This is a genomic window from Roseovarius sp. MBR-6 (assembly GCF_040547525.1).
In the GTDB taxonomy this organism is placed as follows: domain Bacteria; phylum Pseudomonadota; class Alphaproteobacteria; order Rhodobacterales; family Rhodobacteraceae; genus Roseovarius.
The window spans coordinates 166,314-185,147 of record NZ_JBEPPW010000002.1 but is presented as its reverse complement, the minus strand read 5'-3'; the positions used below and the strand labels follow the sequence as shown (position 1 = coordinate 185,147).

Genomic DNA, 18,834 nt, shown 5'->3' with positions numbered 1-18,834 from the left:
TTACAGCCCGCACTCGGCGGTGAAACGGTCAAGCGCGCGGGTGAGTTTCTCCATGATCTCGTCCACCTGCGCGGGCGTCACGATCATCGGCGGCGCGACGAGGAAATGATCGCCCTCATGCCCGCCCCGCGAGCGCCGGGAATAGATGATCAGCCCCTCGTCATAGGCCGCCTCCACCAGCCGGTCATAGGCATCCAGATGCTTGGGCAGGGGCGCGCGGGTTTGGCGGTCCGCGACCAGTTCGAACGCCTGCAAAAGCCCAATGCCGCGCACGTCGCCGACGATCTCGTAGCGTTGCATCAGCGCCTCCAGCCGGGACCGCAACAGATCGCCCATGGCCATGGCGTTCGCCATCATGCCCTGGCGCTCGATCTCGTCGATGACCGCCAGCCCCGCCGCGCAGGCCAGCGGGTTGCCGGCATAGGTGAACCCGTGCGGATAGCTGCCGTGGTCAAGCACCGCCTCCACGATGCTGTCACGCGCGATCAGCGCGCCAAGCGGCATGTAGCCCGCGCCGAACCCCTTGGAAATCGTGATCATGTCGGGCACCACGCCCCAGTGATCGCCCGAGAACCAGCGCCCCGTGCGCCCGCCGCCCGAAATCACCTCGTCATGGATCAAGAGCACGCCGTGCCGATCGCAAATCTCGCGGATGCGCCGCATATATCCCGCAGGCGGCATCAGCGCCCCGGTCGAGGCCCCGCCGATCGGCTCGACAATGAAGGCGAGCACCGTCTCGGGGCCTTCGCGCAGGATCTGCGCCTCCAGCATGTCGGCGTAATGCTCGCCCGTCGCGGGGTCATCGAGCGGCAGGCCGTCAAGCCAGGCGCGCGGCGCGGGGATTTTCGGCATCGCGGCCATCATCGGCGCATAGGGCGCGGTCATCGGCGCATAGCCCGTGACCGAGAGCGCCCCAAGCGTGCAGCCGTGATAGGACGGAAAGCGCGAGATCACCTTCCACCGCTGCGCCTCGCCCATGGCAAGCGCATGGCTGCGCGCGAGTTTCAGCGCCGATTCCACCGCTTCCGATCCGCCCGAGACGAAGAACACCCGCCCGAGCCCCTCGGGCGCGATCCCCGCCAGCCGCTCGGCCAGTGCCTCGGCCGGCTCGGTCTCGAAATGCAGCCGGTAGCCGAAGGTTGCCACCTCCATCTGCGCGCGCATCGCTTCGAGCACCGCCGGGTTCGAGTGGCCGATATTGCACACCATCGCCCCCGACGAGCCGTCAAGCCAACGCCGCCCGTCCACCGCGTCGATATAGACGCCTTCCGCGCGCGCAAGGCGCGGCCGCCTGCGCCGGGAGCCGTAGAAAAGCCGCGATGTGTCCTGCATCATGCCACCCAGAAGGCCTTTTCCAGATCGGTGAAATCCGACGACGGCCCCTCGTATTTGTTGCGCCCAAGCTCCAGCACATAGACATAATCCGCGATCTTGAGCGCCTGACGGATTTCCTGATCCACCAGCAGGATCGTCAGCCCCTCGTCGCGCAGATCGGTCAGCATGTCATAGACCTCCTGCGCCAGCAGCTTTGACAGCCCCGCCGTCGGCTCATCGACCAGAAGCATTTTCGGCTCGGCCATCAGCGTGCGCCCGATCTCGACCATACGTTGCTGGTCGCCCGACAATTCGCCGGTGGCCTGCTTGCGCTTGTCACGCAGCGCCGGGAAGCGCGCGTAATTGGCCTCGATCTTGCGGCGGATCTGCGCGCGGTCGCGCCGGAACGTCCAGCCGCCAAGCTCGAGATTTTCCTCCACCGTCATGTCCTTGAACACGCCCGGTTGCTGCGGGATATAGGCCAGCCCCTCGTTGATGCGGCGATGGGTGGGGACGTCGATGATGTTCTTGCCCTCAAGCAGCACCTCGCCCTGAAACGGCCGCAGAAAGCCGAACGCGGCCTTGAGTGCCGTGGATTTGCCCACGCCATTCGCGCCCAGAATGGTGGTGATCTGCCCGCGCCGCGCGGTCAGGTGCAGGTCCGACAGGATGTTGAGATCGCGGTAGTAGCCTACCGACAGGTCGCGCAGTTCGAGAACGGCCTCGCTCATGCGGCATCCTCCTCGTCGTCGCGGCCCAGATAGGCCTCGATCACGGCGGGGTCGTTCTTGACGTCATCGGGTTTGCCATCGGCAATCAGCTCGCCGAAATTCAAGACGATCAGCCGCTCTGACAGGGCAAAGATCGCGTCCATCTGGTGCGAGATGAGGATGATCGCCTTGCCCTCGGCCTTCATCCGCCGGATATAGGCATAGATCACCTCCATCAGCTTGGGATGCACGCCCGCGAACGGTTCATCGAGGATGATCACATCGGGGTCGAGCATCAAAAGCCGCCCCAGTTCCAGCAGCTTCTGCTGCCCGCCCGAGAGCGCGCGCGCATACTCGTTGCGCAGGTGGTCGATGGTGAGAAACTCCAGCACCTCGGTCGCCCGCTCGGTCAGCGCGCGCCCCTGGCTCATATGGCCGAGCGCCAGCGCGGGCACATAGAGGTTTTCCAGCACCGTCATGCGCCGGAAACTGCGCGTCACCTGGAACGTGCGCCCCAGCCCCGCGCGCGCCACCTCGTAGGGCTGCAACTGGTCGATGCGCTGCCCGTTGAGATAGACCGTGCCCGAGGAGGGCGTGATCGCGCCGTCGAGAATGTTCGTGAGCGTCGTCTTGCCCGCGCCATTGGGGCCAAGCACACCGATCAGTTCCGGCCCGTTCACCTCCAGATTGACGCCCTTGAGGACGTGCAGCCCGCCAAAGCTCTTGTGCAGGTTGGTGACCTTGAGATGGATCATGGCTGCGCCTCCCCTGCGCGGCGTTTGGCGATGGTTTCCTCGGCCACGCCCGCGCGGGCGAAATAGTCAATGAGCGGCGCGATAAGGCCGTTGCGGAAAAACCGCAGCACCACCATGAGCAGCACCCCGAAGAACACCAGCCGCCATGTGGTCATGTCCACCGTCACCCCGCCGATGGAAAAGCTTGTGCGCATCAGCTCGAGCATGACCTGAAGAAAGATCGCCCCAAGCGCGGCGGCGACGAAGTTTTCCACCCCGCCGATCACGGCCATCGCCACGACAAGTGACATTTGCAGCAGGAACAGCATGTTGGGCGTGACGATCTGGATGTAATGCGCCTGCACCGCACCTGCCGCCGCGGCCATGGCGGTGGTGATGGTAAAGACAAACACCTTGTAGCGCGTGGTGTTGACGCCCAATGCGGCGGCGGCATCGGCATCCTCGCGCAGCGCCCGCACGAAGAGGCCAAAGCGCGAGCGGGCGAGCCATGTCAGGATCAGAAGGCACAACAGCAGCAGGCCGAACATGGCATAATAGGGCGGTATCTTGTCGGTGCGGGTGAACTCGGTGCCAAGGATCGTGACCCCGTCATCGAAGAGCGCCGGAAGCACCATCCCCGCCTGACCGCGCGTGATGTCGATCTCCGCCGAGATCACCGCCTTGATGATTTCCGAGAAGCCCAGCGTGAAAAGCGCGAGATAGGCCGCGCGCAGCCGCAGCACCAGAAGCCCCACCAGCAGCCCCGAAAGTCCGCCTGCCACCGTGCCCAGCACGATCCCCAGAAGCACCGGCATCCGCCAGACCCGCACGCTGTCGCCCCATTCGGTGATCGCTTGTTGCAGGCAATCCTGCGTCAGCGTGGTCGAGGTGACGCCGATGGCGTTCTTGATCACCAGCCAGTTGCCGAAGAACGCAAACTCGGTGCAGGTGCCGGTGGGCGCGGCGGTGATGTAGAAATAATGGCTGAAAAGCGCCGCGCCATAGGCCCCGATCCCCATGAAGGCCATGTGACCAAAGCTGAACTGTCCGGCATAGCCCGCCAGCATCGACCAGCTTGACGCGAGGATCGCGTAGAAAAAGCCGGTGATGAGGACATGCATGACATAGTCGTAATTGCCGCCCGTATAGACCAGCGGGAAGGCCGCGAAGAAAAGCACGAGGCCAAGACCGGCGATATTGGGAACCTGTCGCATCTCAGCCTCCCTGTCCGTGCATACCCGACGAGAACCGCCGCCCGAATAGCCCCGTAGGCCGCAAGAGCAGCGTCAGCGTCAGCACGATCATGCCGTAAGCCGGGATGTAGGACGCGGCTTTTTGCGCGTCGGGGATGCAGCCCGTTCCCGCCGCCTCCACCAGTCCCACCATGATGCCGCCGACAAAGGCACCGGGCAGCGAGCCGAGGCCCCCCAGAACCACGATCACGAAAGAGCGCATCGCCGGAATGGCCCCCACCTGCGGCAGCCAGGAAAACGCCTGCACCAAGAGCGCGCCCGCCAGTGCGGCGATCATGCCGCCAAGGGCAAAGGCCAGCATGTTCATGCGGTTCGGGTCGATGCCCGCGATGGCGGCGGCCTCGCGGTCCTGACTGACCGCGCGCAGCGCCTTGCCGGTCCATGTCCGGTGCAGCAGGTATAAAAGCGCCAGCAGCACGAGAATACAGGTCACGGCGGCGGTGAAGCGCGGATTGGAGATCGAAACCGTATCGAACAGCGTCAGATTGCCCCGGCTGGTCTCGATCACCGGCGTCTCGGCCCCGGCGGGCCACTCGAAGCGCGGGAAATCGATGAACCGTTGCACCTTGACCGGGCTTGCCCCGTGCACCGCCTGCACGAAATATTGCAGGGTAAAGGCCAGCCCGAAGGTGGCGAGGATGCCGTATTCCACCGGACGGTCGATCTTGCCACTATACATCGGCGTGAGCATCGCGCGCTCGAAGAGCGCACCGATGCAGAAGGCGATGAAACAGGCCCCGAGCACGCCCATGAGCGGCCCCGCATCGGGAAACCACACGACAGTGATGTAGTAAACGAGCATCCCGCCGATCATGTAGAACTCGCCATGGGCAAAGCTGACCACGCCAAGGATCGAGAAAATCAGCGTCAGGCCAAGCGCCATGAACCCGTAGATGATGCCGATGATGATGCCGTTGGTGATCTGGCTGGCGCGGAAGGCACCGTTGGCGACGCAGTTGTTTTCCGGATCGGCGAAGGAAAACGCCGCCGCGATCAGCGCCACCGCCAGCAGTGCCAGTGCCGTGGTGAGCTTTGCGCTGAGCGCGGGCGTGCGCAGCCACAAAAGGCCCACGCCCACGGGGCCAAGGGCCGCGCCCGCCATTGCGCCCGCAAACGGCACGTTGGTCGTGTCGAGATCGCGCGCGAGATAGCGACGACGCAAGAGCACCGCGCCCAGCACGCCCCAGCCGATCATCCACAGGATGACGGTCCAGAAAATTTCGGGTGTCTGCACGGATCAATCCTCCGTTGGCACGGTCGGCGCTTCAAGCGGAACGGTCGGGCCGGGAGGGCGTCCCGGCCCGGACCCGCTTACCGGTTGACCCAGATCGGCTCTGCGGTCTTGTAGGCCTCGGGATAGACGATCGCCGCCTCGGTCGAGGCCTGCCCCTCTTTCTGGAACTGGATGATGGTGATGGCCGGATCGGGCCACTGGTGCCACCATTCATCGCCCTTGCCGTCGGCGGACGGATCACGCTTCAACCCGTAGTCGAAATAGATCCGCCCCAGCGTGCCCTCGTGGCTGATGCTCTCCAGCGCGGTGACGATGGCATCGCCATCGGTGCTGCCCGCCTCCTCGATCGCCTGTGCCAGAACGGCGATGGAATCGTAGGCCTCCATCGCGTAGCTTTCCACGTCCGACTTGCCGGTCTTGGCCTTGTAGGCGGCGGCAAAGGCGCGGCCCTTGTCGGTGAACTGGCTTTCCGGCACGCCGATGCGCTGGACAAAGGCGTATTGCCCATCCGGCACGTTGGTCCAGTAGGTGCCCGATTCAAGTGCGTCCTGCCCGGTCTGGAACGGCAGGTCCATCGGCCCTATCCCTGCATCCGCCGCCTGCTGGGTAAAGTTGAAGGCCGCCTCGCCGGTCACCAGCGTGATGATCATGTCAGGGTTTTCCGCCTTGATCCGCTCGACGATGCCCGCGTAATCCTGCGTGCCGATATCGACCGAAAAGATCGTCGCGGCGACGCCGTTGGCCTCAAGCCCCTTGGCCGTCTCCTGGCTGGCGGGGATGCCGTAATCGGTGTTCTCGGTCAGGATCGCCACTTTCTTGACGTCCGGCAGGGTCAGCGCGAACTGCCAGTTGACGTTCGATGTCCAGGAGGACAGCGGCGCGATGCGGAAGATGTATTTGTGCTTGTCGCCGGTGATGGTGTCGTTCCACGTCTCGGCAAAGACCACCGGCACGCCGCGCGCATCGGCCACTTCCTTGGCCGCAACGCCCACCGAACTGTGATAGCCGCCACCGATGGCGACAACGTTGTCCTGGGTGATCAGGCGTTCGGTCACGGCGGTGGCGCGCTCGGGCAGGCCCTCGCTATCGGCAAGCACCACCTCGATGGGGCAGCCAAGCACGCCGCCCGCCGCATTGATATCGGCCTGCGCGAGCATCATGGCGTCACGCATCGCCTCGCCGCCGACCACGGTGCCCGGGGCCGAAAGCGGCGCGAGCGCGCCGATCTTGATCGGGCAGTCCTGCGCCAAGGCCGCGCCCGTGGACAGCGCAAGCGTCGCCGCTGACAGCATGAGGCCGCGCCGTGTCAGAATGCTGGTCATCTCAAGTCTCCCTGTCTGGTCCGGTGTTGGTCCCGGAATTGGGGCGCATCACGCGCCTGTGACGTCACGTTGCGGCAGTTGCCGAGGCCCTGTCTTTCGTTTATCCGTCATTTTCATCTGAAAACAGACATAAGGATGCGTTCGGGTGGACCCGTGCAGCAAGGCGAAGCCGGACGTGCCGCAATTCGAGGCACTGACGCCGCGCACCGAGACGGCTCTTTCGGTGGGTATCCTGCTCTGGCCCAGCTTTCCGATGATGTCGCTCGCGGGGCTGGTCGAGAGCCTGCGTCATGCTGGCGATCACGGCGACGATTCGCAGCCGCGCTATGCGCGCTGGCAGATCGTCGGCGCGCCGGGGTCTGCGATACGGTCAAGTTGCGGGATTCCGGTGCCCGCGACCTCGGATTACGTCCATCCCGGCCGGTTCGATCATCTCTTTGTCATCGGCGGCCTCTTGCGCGACATGGAGAGCGCGCCGCCGCGCCACCGCGATTACCTGCGCGCCGCGCGGAGGGCAGGCGTGCCGTTGGTGGGGGTCTGCACCGGCAGTTTCGTGCTGGCGCGGGAGGGGTTTCTCGATGGCCGTCCGGTCTGTGTGCATCCCTATCACCGGGGAGATTTCGAGGCCGCCTTTCCCGGCCACCGCTTTGTCACCAACCGCGATTTCGCGGCGGCGGGCGATGTCACGACGGTGCTGGGAGGCGTGTCGATCCTGCCGCTGATGAAACGGCTGATCGGCGCGCATCTGGGTCCCGATCGCGCCGCCAAGGTCGAGCATCAGATGACCTTGCCCACGCCCGAGGCCCCGCCGGTGATGATGCCGCCCGAGGGGGCCGAGCGGGGCGCGATCACCGATCCGCGCATCCAGCGCGCGCTCGTGATCCTCGACGCCGAGGCGAGCCGGACCCCCTCCATCGCCGCACTGGCGCGCACGCTTGGCCTGAGCGAACGGCACTTCCTGCGGCTCTTCAAGGCGCAGGTGGGCATGGCCCCGAAGGCGTATCTGCTGGAAACCAAGCTGCGCGCGGCGGTCTGGATGCTGCGCAACACCGCGCGCTCGATCACCTCGGTGGCCTATGCCGCAGGCTTTGCCAGCGGCGCGAACCTTGCCGATCATTGCCGCAGGCGGCTTGGGAGAACGCCCGGTGCGATCCGGCGGGGGCTGGGGTAGATGCGTCCGGCGTGTCCCGTGCCTGCCTTTCGTCCGGTCGTCATGATCGCCGCCCGGCCTTGCAATCGAACGGGCCTGCACAGGCGACACGTTTCAGAGAAGGGGCGGGGGCGGACATGACGAGATCGAGGGATCACGGCGGCAATCTTGACGCGGCGCGGCGGCGTTTTGGCGGGGCCATGACCGAGTGGCTGGACCTCTCGACGGGGATAAACCCGGTGCCCTACCCGATGCCCTGCCTGCCCGAACGCGCATGGACCGCCTTGCCGACGCGGGACGACATGGCGGCGCTCAGCGCCGTGGCGGCGGCCTGTTACGGGACGCAGGCCGAGGTGGTGCCGCTGGCGGGCGCACAGGGCGCAATTCAGGCGGTGCCGTATCTTGGGGCGCGCGGTGCCGCGCGGGTGCTGGGGCCAACCTATAACGAACATGCCGCTGCCCTTCGCGCGGCGGGTTGGACGGTCGAGGACGTGGACGCGCCCGAGGCGCTGGCCGGGGCCGACCTGGCGGTGGTGGTCAATCCCAACAATCCTTGCGGGCGGCGGCACGCGCCCGCCGCGCTTCTGGCGCTGGCGGATCAGGTGGGTCTCCTGTTGGTGGACGAGAGCTTTGCCGACCCGGAGCCGGACCTGTCGCTGGCCCCCTTGCTCGATGGCGTGGGAAATGTGGTGGTGCTGCGATCCTTCGGCAAGTTCTACGGGCTGGCAGGGCTACGGCTGGGTTTTGCGCTGTGTGACGGGGCGCTGGCTGGCAGGCTGCGCGAGATGGCGGGGCCGTGGCCCGTTTCCGGCCCGGCGATTGCGGCGGGGCGGGTGGCGCTCGCCGATACCGGCTGGCAGGCGACCACGTGCGCGCGACTGACACGCGATGCGGCGCGGCTCGATGCGATGGCGGTGGCGGCGGGATGGCGGCTCATCGGCGGCACGGTGCTTTTTCGCAGCTACCATGTGGCGGATGCAGCGGCGGCGCAGGAGAGCCTTGCCCACGCCCGGATATGGAGCCGGATTTTCCCGTGGTCGCCGACATGGATCCGGCTTGGTCTGCCGGGGACGCAGGGGGGCTGGGCGCGGCTGGACGCGGCGCTCAGCGCAGCGCGCCCCTGAGCGCGCGCACGCGGTCGGCATTGTCGCGGGCGAGCCGACCGTCAGCGTGCCAGAGGCTGTTTTCGAACCCCACGCGCAGCTTGCCGCCCGCCGTATGCGCGGCCAGAAGGCAAGCGGTTTCTGACCGGCCAAAGGCGCACACCGCCCAATCGGCGGGGGCCTCGCGGGTGCGCAGGCGGTCGAGGAAGGGGGCGAGGTCGCGCGCGTCGCTTTCCTGTCCGGCGCTGTAACGGCCCAGCACGAAGATGAGTTGCAGATCGGGCGCTGTCAGAAGGTCGGGCGGCAGGAGCCGCGCGAGCAACTCGAAATCGGCGGCATCGTAAAGGATATGCTGCACGGCAATGCCACGCGCGGCGCAGGCGGCGTAAAAGCCCGGTGCCTCCTCGGTTTCGGCGGCCATTTCGCGCAGGGCGACCGAGACGAGATCGGCCCCCGCCTCAAGCGCCACGGCGCGCTGATGCGGGGGCGCATAGAGGCCCGCGGCCTCGGTCGTGATCTGGAGCGTCATGGCGGGGACGGTTTGGCGCAATTCGTCCAGCGCTTCCCGATAGGCCCCGGCGTCAAGCAGGTGCCGCCCCGCGCCGTCCCGCAAATGCAGGTGCAGCCCGTCCGCGCCCGCGTCAAGACAGGCTTGGGCCGTCTCGACGATCTCGGGCAGGGTGACGGGCAGGGCGGGATGATCGGCCTTGCTTCGCCGCGCGCCGGTCGGGGCGACCATCAGCCGGGGCAGCGGCGTCATGGCAGGACTTTGCGCAGCGCGGTGCCGAGTTTGCCGACCAACTCCTCGATCTGGGCGTCGTCGATGATGAAGGGCGGCGCAAGCAGGACGTGATCGCCGTGCCGCCCGTCGATGGTGCCGCCCATCGGATAGCAGATCAGCCCGGCGTCAAAAGCGGCGGCCTTCAGCGTCTTGTTGATCGCACGTTCGGGGGCAAAGGGCGTCTTGGTGGCGCGGTCCTCGACGATCTCGAGCCCGCGGAACATGCCGCGCCCGCGAATGTCGCCGATATGGGGATGTTGGCCAAAGGCCTCGTTAAGGGCCGCGTTCAGCCGCTCGCCCATTTTTGCCGCGCGCGCGGTCATGCCGCCTGTCGTGAGCTTTTCCACCACCACATCGGCGGCGGCGCAGGCGATGGGATGGCCGATATAAGTATGGCCATGCTGGAAAAATCCCGTGCCCCCTTCGATGACGGCATAGATCGCGCCCGAACACAGCATCGCGCCGATAGGCTGATAGCCCGCGCCGAGGCCCTTGGCGATGGTGACGATATCGGGGCGCACGCCGTCCTCTTCGCAGGCGAAAAGCGTGCCGGTGCGCCCCATCCCGCACATCACCTCGTCGAGGATCAGCAATATGCCGTGACGGTCGCAGATCTCGCGGATGCGCTTGAAATAGCCCGGCGCGGGCGGCACCGCGCCAAGGGTCGCGCCGACGACCGGTTCGGCCACGAAGGCGATGACGGTTTCGGGGCCGAGGTGGCGCAGTTCGGCCTCAAGCTCATCGGCGACGCGCAGCCCGTAATCCTCGGGCGTCTCACCGTCCTGCCGCCCGCGATAGGCGTAGCAGGGCGATATATGGGAGGTTTCCACCATCAGCGGCGCAAACGGCTCTCGCCGCCACAGGTTGCCCCCCGTTCCGAGCGCGCCGAGCGTGTTGCCGTGATAGCTCTGCTTGCGGGCGATGAAACGGGTGCGGCTGGCCTCGCCCTTCTCCAGAAAATACTGGCGCGCGAGTTTCAGCGCGGCCTCCACCGCCTCGGACCCGCCCGAGACGAAATAGACCCGTTCGATCCCCTCGGGCGCGTGGGCAATCAGCCGGTCGGCCAACCGCTCGGCAGGCTCGGAGGTGAAGAACCCGGTATGGGCAAAGGCGATGCGGTCGGCCTGATCCTTGATCGCCTGCGTCACCTCCGCGTCGGAATGGCCAAGACAGGAGACCGCCGCCCCGCCCGAGCCGTCGAGATAGCGCTTGCCGGTCGCGTCGATGATATAGGCCCCCTCGCCGCGCGTGGCGACGGGCGGGCGGGCGCGGCTGTGGCGGGGAAAGACATGGGTCATGGCGGCATCCTTTGATGGGTGGCGCTAGTGAAACAAATGAATCAAGTGTTGACAATAGATGAAACGAATGGAACGACTTGTTTCAATGAATATCCGGGGGGACCATTCGGCGGCGTCGTTCGAGGAGCGTATTGCCCGCAATTTCGACCGCCTCAGCGACAAGCTGCGGCAGGCGGCGGAATATGTGGCGGCGCATCCGGTGGACATCGCCACGCGGTCGCTGCGGGCGGTGGCGCAGGAGAGCGGGCTTGCGCCCGCCACCTTCTCGCGGCTGGCGCGCGCGCTCGGATACGACAGTTTCGAGGCCCTGCGCGAGGCGATGCGCGCCAAGATCGGGCGGCGTGTCAACAGCTTTGCGGAGCGCGCCGAGCGGCTTCAATCGGCGCATGAGGCGGAACAGACCGGGTTTTTCGAAGCTCATATCAGCGCCTGCCAGAGCAATCTCCAGACCTTGGTGCGCGATGTGGATTTGTCCCTGCTCGAGCGCACGGTCGAGCGGCTTCACGCGGCGCGCAACGTGGTTCTGTTCGGGGCGCTTGGCTCGACCGGGGTTGTGGAATACCTGTCCTACATGGCGAATTTCTGCGCGGGCAACTGGTCGATGGCGGGGCGCATGGGGGCCTCTCTCGGGGCCACGCTGACCGGGCTGGACGGGCGTGACGCGCTGGTGATCGTGACCAAGCCGCCCTATGCTGGCCGCGCCATCGAGGCCGCGCATATGGGCGCCGCGCAGGGTGCCTTTGTGGTGGTCATCACCGACAGCCCGGCCTGTCCCGCGCTTGGGCAGGCATCGGCGGGGTTCGTGCTGCCCACCGACAGCCCACATTTCTATTCGTCCTACGTGACCACCCTGGCCTTCTCGGAGGTGCTGGTGGGAATGCTGGTCGGGCGCGCAGGCAGCGCGGCCCGGACCCGCATCGCGCAGGTCGAACAGAGCAGCCGCCGTCTCGGAGAGGTCTGGGACGGCTAAATCTACCGTAACGACATCAATCAAAGGGAGACTATGATGTTCAACAGGTTCAAGTTCACGATGACCGGCGCGGCGCTTGTCGCATTGATGGCCCCGGCTGCCATGGCCGAGGAGTTCATCACCATCGGCACCGGCGGCGTTACCGGGGTCTATTACCCTACCGGCGGCGCGATCTGCCGGCTGGTCAACAAGGACCGCAAGACGCACGGCATCCGCTGCTCGGTCGAATCGACCGGCGGTTCGGTCTACAACCTCAAGACCATCCGCGCGGGCGAACTGGAATTCGGCGTCGTGCAATCGGACTGGCAGCACCATTCCTTCCACGGCACCTCGGACAATTTCGCCGCCGATGGTCCGTTCGAGGAGCTGCGCGCGGTGTTCTCGATCCATCCCGAACCGTTCACCGTGGTGGCCCGCGCCGACAGCGGCATCAAGACCTTTGACGACCTCAAGGGCAAGCGGGTGAACCTCGGCAATCCCGGTTCCGGCGCGCGCGGCACTTTCGAGGTGGTGATGGAAAAGATGGGCTGGAGCGCGAGCGATTTCGCACTGGCCGCCGAACTGCGCCCCGCCGAACAGAGCCAGGCGCTTTGCGACAACCAGATCGACGCGATGGTGTTCACCGTGGGCCACCCCTCGGGCACGATTCAGGAGGCCACCACCGCCTGTGACAGCGTTCTGGTGAACGTGACGGGCCCGGCCATCGACGCGCTCATCTCCGAGAACGCCTATTACCGCAGTGCCACCGTGCCCGGCGGCATGTATCGCGGCACCGACGAGGACGTGGCCACCTTCGGCGTGGGCGCGACTTTTGTCACCTCTGCCAATGTCTCGGACGAGGCGGTCTATACGGTGGTCGCGGCGGTGTTCGACAATTTCGACGATTTCCGCGGGCTGCACCCGGCCTTCGCCAATCTTGATCCCAAGGAAATGGCGAGCGCCGGCCTGTCGGCGCCGCTGCATCCCGGTGCGGCGAAATACTTCAAGGAAAAGGGCCTGATCGACTGATCGGCCAATGACCCCGGCAGGGGCGGTGCGCCGCCCCTGCCGTTTGCGTTTGGGAAAATGACCCCAATCGCCTAACGTTGACAGACTGCGGACCAAACGCGGCGCGACAGGGAGATGTGACGATGACCAGCGAGACAAATGGCAAAGGCCCGCTGAGCGAGGCCGAACTACAGGAACTGGTCTCTTCCAGCGATGGCGGCGCGCGCAATCCGGCGGGTTCGGTGGGACTTTTCCTCGCGGCCATGGCTGTGATCTGGTCGCTGTTCCAGATCGCGCTCGCGTCGCCCATAGCCAATTCCCTGCTGCCCGGTTCGGTTCTGAACAATTCGCGGCAATTCCATCTGGCCTTCGCCATCTTCCTTGCGTTCATGGCCTACCCGATGTTTCGCAGCAGTCCGCGGTCCTACATCCCGGCTTATGACTGGGTGCTGGCGCTGATCGGCACGTTCGTCGCGCTTTACGGATATTTTTTCTACGACAAGATCGTGCGCAGTGGCGGGTTGGCCGATGACACCGACAAATGGGTGGCGCTGGTTGGCCTTCTGATCCTGTTTGAAGGCGCGCGGCGCGCGCTCGGGCCGGCCATGGCGCTCATCGCCACGATTTTCCTTGCCTACGTGTTCTTCGGCGCGTCCGAATGGGTGCCCGAGGTGATCCGCTGGAAGGGGGCAAGCCTGCAAAAGGCGATGAGCCACATGTGGATCACCGGCGAGGGGGTGTTCGGCATCGCGCTGGGCGTCTCGACGCGGTTCGTCTTTCTCTTCGTGCTGTTCGGCGCGCTCCTCGACAAGGCGGGGGCGGGGAATTACTTCATCAAGATGGCATTCGGCGCGCTCGGCCACCTGCGAGGCGGTCCGGCCAAGGCCGCCGTTGTCGGCTCTGCCGCGACCGGCCTCATCTCGGGGTCGTCCATCGCCAACGTGGTCACCACCGGCACCTTCACCATTCCGCTGATGAAGCGGGTGGGCTTCACCTCCGAAAAGGCGGGCGCGGTCGAGGTGGCAAGCTCTGTCAACGGGCAGATCATGCCGCCGGTGATGGGGGCCGCTGCCTTTCTGATGGTGGAATATGTGGGGATTTCCTATGTCGAGGTGATCACCCACGCCTTTCTACCCGCCACGATCAGCTATATCGCGCTGGTCTATATCGTGCACCTGGAGGCGGTGAAGCAGAACATGCCGACGATCGGCGACCGGGTGGTGAGCCTTGGGCGCACGATCGGGGGGATGTTCGCGTTTTTCGTGGGCTTTGCGGCGCTGTGCTACGGGGTGCAATTCCCGATCGGTTGGGTCGTGGCGGCGGTGCCCGAGGGGTCGGCGCTGATCCTGTCGGGACTGTTGGTCCTGTCCTATCTCGCGCTTTTGTGGCTGGCGTCGGGGGTGCCGGATCTCGAGCCTGACGATCCCAACGCCGAGGAGGTGAAGCTGCCCGATGTGGGCGAGATCTACAAGGCAGGGCTTTACTATCTGCTGCCTATCGTGGTGCTGGTCTATTTCCTCATGATCGAGCAGAAATCGCCCGGTCTCTCGGCATTCTGGGCCTCGGCGCTGCTGTTTGTGATCCTGCTCACGCAACGACCGCTCAAGACGCTTTTCCGGGGCGAGAGCGAGATGGCCAACGCGTTTCGCGCCGGTGTCATGGACCTTGTGACGGGCCTCATCGCAGGCGCGCGCAACATGATCGGGATCGGCCTTGCCACGGCGACGGCGGGCGTGATCGTGGGCACGGTGACGCTGACCGGTGTCGGGCAGGTGATGGCCGATCTGGTGGAATTCCTCTCGGGCGGCAATCTCGTGCTCATGCTGATCATGGTAGGGCTCTTGAGCCTTGTTCTGGGCATGGGCCTGCCGACCACGGCCAACTATATCGTTGTCTCCTCGCTCATGGCGGGGGTGGTGGTGCAGCTTGGCGCGCAATCGGGGCTGATCGTGCCGCTGATTGCCGTGCATCTTTTCGTGTTCTATTTCGGGATCATGGCGGATGTGACGCCGCCGGTGGGGCTGGCGAGTTTCGCGGCCTCGGCGGTGTCGGGGGGCGACGCGATCAAGACCGGCTTTACCGCGTTCTTCTACAGCCTGCGCACGGTGGCGCTTCCCTTCGTGTTCATCTTCAACACCAACCTGCTCTTGATCGACGTGACGGTGACGCAGGGCATCATCACATTCATCGTGGCGACCATCGCGATCCTGGTCTTTACCGCCGGGACGATGGGATGGTTCCTGACCAAGAACCGCATTTACGAAAGCGCCGCGCTGGTGCTTGTGGCCTTTGCGCTGTTCCGTCCCGATTACTTCATGAACCGGATCCAGCCCCCTTTCGAGATCGTGGAGCCTGCGCGGCTTGAGCAGGCGCTCGATGCTGCCCATGCAGGTCAGGATTTGCGAATGGTGGTGGCGGGTCCGGATTTCATGAGCGGAAAACCGAAAGAGACGACGCTGGTCCTTTCGGTGACAAGCGATGCCGATGGCGCGACCCTGTTGCAGGAGTTCGGGCTGGTGCTTGTCCCCGAAGGCGACCGGGTGCTGCTGGAAGAGCCGTCGTTCAGTTCGCCCTTTGCCGAGACGATGCAGGGATATGATTTCTATGGTGACGAGCCGGTGATCATCGCCTCGGTCAAGGCACCGGTCGATCAGTGGCCGCAGGAGCTGATGTTCATTCCGGCCCTGGTGCTGCTGGCGCTTATCGCGCTGTTGCAACGCGCGCGGTTGGGCCGGGAAGAGACGGAATTCAAGAAAGGAGCCACGGCATGAGCGGTCCTGTCCTTTGTGCCCTCGACGTCAGCAACCCGCATCGGGATGACGAGGTTCTGCGCCGCGCGGCGCAGATTGCCGCGCTTGACGGCGCACAGCTTGATGTGATCACCGTGGTGCCCGATTACGGCATGAGCGTGGTGGGCAGCTTCTTTGGCAGCGGCCATCACGACACGCTGGAGGCCGAGGCCAAGCGGCTTTTGAACGCGCTTGTGATCGAAGTCCTGGGAGAAGAGGCCAACAAGACCGTGCGCCACCTCGTGAGCACCGGCAACGCCTATGACGAGATCCTGCGCGCGGCCAAGGTTGATGGGGCGGCGCTCATCGTCATTGGCGCGCACAAGCCCGATTTCAGCGATTATCTGCTTGGCCCCAATGCGGCGCGCGTGGTGCGGCACGCCAAATGCTCGGTGATGGTCGTGCGGTAGCGACGCGCACCTCAGATCGCCGAGGAATGGCCCTCGGCGTTCATCTCGTAGGCGTCGAGCTTGCGGGCGATCATCCGGGTGAGCGGGCGCGCGTCGAGTGGGATGGCGAGGCCGTTCTCGTCGAGCCGCAGATGTCCGGCAAAGGCGCGGTCAACCTCCGAGAGCATCGTGTGAAGCGCCTTTGGGGTGATGGCGAAATCGCGGGTGATCTCGGCGGCCTCCACGCGGAAATCGCACATAAGCGCCTCAATGAGCCGCGCGCGCAGCCGGTCGTCCTCGGAAAAGGCATGGCCCCGGGTGGTGGAAAACCGCCCTTCTCGGATCGCTGCGGTATGCGCGCCGGTGGCGGGTGCGTTCTGCGCATAGCCTTGCGGAAAGCGCGAGATGGACGAGGCACCAAGCCCGATCAGCACATCGGCGGTGTCGTCGGTATAGCCCTGGAAATTCCGCCGCAGCCGTCCGGCGCGCTGCGCCACGCTCAGACCGTCGGAAGGGGTGGCAAAATGGTCGATCCCGATCTCGTCATAGCCGTCCCAGAGAAACAGCCGCCGCGCGGTCTCGAAGAGGGCAAGCCGCTCTTGCGGGGTGGGCAGGGCATCGGACGGAATCAACTGCTGCCGCTTGGCCATCCACGGCACATGCGCATAGCCATAGAGCGCCACGCGGTCCGGGCTGAGCGACAGAAGCTTTTGCACGCTTTCGGTGATGCGCGCGCGGCTCTGATGCGGCAGGCCGTAAAGGATATCGGCGTTGAGGCTCTGGATACCGCGTGCGCGGATCTCTTCTGCCGCCTGCCGGGTGATGTCATAGTCCTGGATCCGGCCGATGGTTTTCTGGATCTCGTCGTCGAAATCCTGCACCCCGATCGAGGCGCGGTTCATCCCCGCCGCCGCCAGCGCATCGAGGCGCGGCCCGTCAATCTCTCCGGGATCGATCTCGACCGAGAATTCGGTCGTCTCGGTAAAGGGCGCGATCTCGTGAATCGCCCCGGCAAGATCGGTCATCATCGCAGGCGACAGAAGCGTGGGCGTGCCGCCGCCCCAATGCAGCCGCGACAGGCGCACGCCCGCCGGCAGGGTGCGGCCCAGCATGGCGATCTCGGTCTTGAGTGTCTCCAGATAGGCCAACACGGGCGCGTCCGATTGCGTGCCCTGCGTCCGGCAGGCGCAAAACCAGCATAGCCTGCGGCAGAAGGGGACATGCACGTAGAGCGAGATTTGCGCGCCCTCCGGTATCGCCCTGATCCAGTTGACAAAATGGGCCTCCCCGACCGCCCGGTTGAAATGCGGGGCCGTCGGGTAGCTTGTGTAGCGCGGCACCTTGGCATCAAAAAGACCCAGACTGCCCAGTTTGGTTTGCGTATCCATGCGCCAAGGATTACGTTTGAAACACCTGAAGTCCTTGACCCAGATCAATTGCGGGAGCCTGACAGTGGCAACGCTTGGAAAAATTGCGGACACGCACGCGCTGGAATGCGCGGATTGCCCGATCCGGCACCGGGCCGTCTGTGCGCGCTGCGAACCGGACGAGCTCGACCGGCTCGACGCGATCAAGTATTACCGCAGCTTCGAGGCCGGGCAGACGGTGATCTGGTCGGGCGACGCGATGGATTTCGTGGCCTCGGTGGTTTCGGGCATCGCCACGCTGACGCAGACCATGGAGGACGGGCGCACGCAGATGGTGGGCCTGTTGCTGCCCAGCGATTTCGTGGGCCGTCCGGGGCGGTCGCGCGCCGCCTATGACGTGGTGGCCACGACCGATATCGTCATGTGCTGTTTCCGCCGCAAGCCGTTCGAGGAAATGATGGTGCGCACGCCCCATATCGCGCAGCGCCTCCTTGAGATGACGCTTGACGAGCTCGATGCCGCACGCGAGTGGATGCTGGTTCTGGGCCGCAAGACGGCTCGGGAAAAGATCGCCTCGCTGCTGGCGATCATCGGGCGGCGCGATGCCGCGCTGCATCTGGGCGGCAAGCGTGGCCCGCTCACCTTCGATTTGCCGCTCACCCGAGAGGCGATGGCCGATTACCTTGGTCTCACGCTCGAGACGGTCAGCAGGCAGGTCTCCGCGCTGAAAAGGGACGGGGTGATCGTTCTCGAGGGGAAACGCCGCGTCACCGTGCCCGACATGAACCGCCTGCTGGAAGAGGCGGGCGACGACAGCGATGGCGGGATGCTGTCCTGAACGCCGCAATCTGACAGGTTTGTGATCTGCGTTCCTGCGCGGGGCTGTTTTTCTGGCGTAACGCTGGCGTTACAGTCCGCCAGGATCAGGAAGCGGAGAGGGACCATGGCGAAATCCACCAAGCGCCGCGTGCGCAAATCGGCAGATCAACCCGCAGCAGACAGTCCCCTGTCGCGCCGCGCGCTCCTGTCACGGGCGGGATATGGCGCGGCCGGGGTTCTTGTGCTTGGCGGGGCCGGGCTTTGGGGTGTGCGCCATGTGCAGGCGGTGCAGGCCGAGCATGATCTGGACCGGGTAGGGCAGGGCGTTCCCGCCATCGTGCAGGTCCACGATCCGCAATGCCCGATCTGCAACGCGCTTCAGGCAGAGGCGCGCAAGGCACTGAGCGGGATGGGCGAGGGGCAGGAGGTGCTTTACCTCGTCGCCAATATCCGCACCCCCGAGGGCACCGGCTTTGCCGCCCAATACGGTGTGCCGCATGTGACGCTGCTGCTGTTCGACGGTGCCGGCAACGTGCAGGAGACGCTGCGCGGCCCGCACGAGGCCGGGGCGCTGCGCGCGGCCTTTGCAAGGCTTGCGCGCCACGGCTGAGCGC

17 protein-coding genes are annotated in these 18,834 nt (G+C 65.4%); 8 read left to right on the top strand and 9 right to left on the bottom strand.

Going from position 1 to position 18,834, the window contains the following annotated elements; translation table 11 throughout:
- The 6 genes from ABIE57_RS03190 to ABIE57_RS03165 all read right to left on the bottom strand — a co-directional run bounded on the left by ABIE57_RS03190 (position 1) and on the right by ABIE57_RS03165 (position 6,567).
- Positions 1 to 1,335 carry an aminotransferase family protein gene (locus ABIE57_RS03190; protein WP_354537553.1) on the bottom strand — a complete coding sequence of 445 codons (1,335 nt, stop codon included), beginning with the start codon at positions 1,333 to 1,335 and terminating at the stop codon, positions 1 to 3.
- Entirely contained in the window at positions 1,332 to 2,045 is a 714-nt protein-coding gene (locus tag ABIE57_RS03185; protein ID WP_354537552.1) for an ABC transporter ATP-binding protein, read from the bottom strand. Before ABIE57_RS03185 ends, ABIE57_RS03190 begins: the two co-directional genes overlap by 4 nt.
- Entirely contained in the window at positions 2,042 to 2,779 is a 738-nt protein-coding gene (locus ABIE57_RS03180) for an ABC transporter ATP-binding protein (RefSeq protein ID WP_354537551.1), read from the bottom strand. Before ABIE57_RS03180 ends, ABIE57_RS03185 begins: the two co-directional genes overlap by 4 nt.
- Positions 2,776 to 3,972: a branched-chain amino acid ABC transporter permease gene (locus ABIE57_RS03175; RefSeq protein WP_354537550.1), complete on the bottom strand. Its 1,197-nt coding sequence runs from the start codon at positions 3,970 to 3,972 to the stop codon at positions 2,776 to 2,778. The genes ABIE57_RS03180 and ABIE57_RS03175 overlap by 4 nt, the downstream gene beginning before the upstream one ends.
- A 1-nt stretch (position 3,973) precedes the next feature.
- Positions 3,974 to 5,245 (bottom strand): branched-chain amino acid ABC transporter permease, encoded by a 1,272-nt coding sequence (locus tag ABIE57_RS03170; protein ID WP_354537549.1) that lies wholly within the window; start codon positions 5,243 to 5,245, stop codon positions 3,974 to 3,976.
- A 77-nt stretch (positions 5,246 to 5,322) separates the two neighbouring features.
- On the bottom strand, positions 5,323 to 6,567 hold the full coding sequence (locus ABIE57_RS03165) for an ABC transporter substrate-binding protein (protein ID WP_354537548.1): 1,245 nt from the start codon (positions 6,565 to 6,567) through the stop codon (positions 5,323 to 5,325).
- 145 nt (positions 6,568 to 6,712) lie between these two features.
- Here ABIE57_RS03165 and ABIE57_RS03160 point away from each other — a divergent pair, with 145 nt between their 5' ends.
- Both ABIE57_RS03160 and cobD read left to right on the top strand, forming a co-directional pair.
- Positions 6,713 to 7,738 carry a GlxA family transcriptional regulator gene (locus ABIE57_RS03160; protein WP_354537547.1) on the top strand — a complete coding sequence of 342 codons (1,026 nt, stop codon included), beginning with the start codon at positions 6,713 to 6,715 and terminating at the stop codon, positions 7,736 to 7,738.
- Between the two features lie 116 nt (positions 7,739 to 7,854).
- On the top strand, positions 7,855 to 8,841 hold the full coding sequence (gene cobD, locus ABIE57_RS03155; protein ID WP_354537546.1) for a threonine-phosphate decarboxylase CobD: 987 nt from the start codon (positions 7,855 to 7,857) through the stop codon (positions 8,839 to 8,841).
- On the opposite strand, the gene ABIE57_RS03150 is transcribed toward cobD, so the two are convergent.
- A complete protein-coding gene (locus ABIE57_RS03150) occupies positions 8,822 to 9,580 on the bottom strand; it encodes a beta-keto acid cleavage family enzyme (protein WP_354537545.1) in 759 nt (252 codons plus the stop codon). The two genes, cobD and ABIE57_RS03150, sit on opposite strands and share 20 nt — an antisense overlap.
- Positions 9,577 to 10,899: an aspartate aminotransferase family protein gene (locus tag ABIE57_RS03145; RefSeq protein WP_354537544.1), complete on the bottom strand. Its 1,323-nt coding sequence runs from the start codon at positions 10,897 to 10,899 to the stop codon at positions 9,577 to 9,579. The genes ABIE57_RS03150 and ABIE57_RS03145 overlap by 4 nt, the downstream gene beginning before the upstream one ends.
- 85 nt (positions 10,900 to 10,984) lie before the next feature.
- On the opposite strand from ABIE57_RS03145, the gene ABIE57_RS03140 reads away from it, so the two are divergent.
- From ABIE57_RS03140 to ABIE57_RS03125, 4 genes are all read left to right on the top strand, one after another.
- The gene (locus ABIE57_RS03140) at positions 10,985 to 11,869 is read left to right on the top strand and encodes a MurR/RpiR family transcriptional regulator (protein ID WP_354537543.1); all 885 of its coding nucleotides are present in this window, start codon (positions 10,985 to 10,987) and stop codon (positions 11,867 to 11,869) included.
- Between the two features lie 36 nt (positions 11,870 to 11,905).
- Positions 11,906 to 12,877 (top strand): TAXI family TRAP transporter solute-binding subunit, encoded by a 972-nt coding sequence (locus ABIE57_RS03135; RefSeq protein WP_354537542.1) that lies wholly within the window; start codon positions 11,906 to 11,908, stop codon positions 12,875 to 12,877.
- A gap of 122 nt (positions 12,878 to 12,999) precedes the next feature.
- Positions 13,000 to 15,627: a TRAP transporter permease gene (locus ABIE57_RS03130; RefSeq protein WP_354537541.1), complete on the top strand. Its 2,628-nt coding sequence runs from the start codon at positions 13,000 to 13,002 to the stop codon at positions 15,625 to 15,627.
- Entirely contained in the window at positions 15,624 to 16,055 is a 432-nt protein-coding gene (locus ABIE57_RS03125) for a universal stress protein (RefSeq protein WP_354537540.1), read from the top strand. The genes ABIE57_RS03130 and ABIE57_RS03125 overlap by 4 nt, the downstream gene beginning before the upstream one ends.
- A gap of 11 nt (positions 16,056 to 16,066) precedes the next feature.
- On the opposite strand, the gene hemN is transcribed toward ABIE57_RS03125, so the two are convergent.
- Positions 16,067 to 17,422 (bottom strand): oxygen-independent coproporphyrinogen III oxidase, encoded by a 1,356-nt coding sequence (gene hemN, locus ABIE57_RS03120; protein ID WP_354537539.1) that lies wholly within the window; start codon positions 17,420 to 17,422, stop codon positions 16,067 to 16,069.
- 82 nt (positions 17,423 to 17,504) lie between these two features.
- Here hemN and fnrL point away from each other — a divergent pair, with 82 nt between their 5' ends.
- Complete coding sequence (gene fnrL, locus ABIE57_RS03115; RefSeq protein ID WP_354537818.1) at positions 17,505 to 18,239, top strand: transcriptional regulator FnrL; 735 nt, start codon at positions 17,505 to 17,507, stop codon at positions 18,237 to 18,239.
- A 105-nt stretch (positions 18,240 to 18,344) separates the two neighbouring features.
- Positions 18,345 to 18,830 (top strand): hypothetical protein, encoded by a 486-nt coding sequence (locus ABIE57_RS03110; RefSeq protein ID WP_354537538.1) that lies wholly within the window; start codon positions 18,345 to 18,347, stop codon positions 18,828 to 18,830.
- Positions 18,831 to 18,834 lie beyond the last annotated feature (4 nt).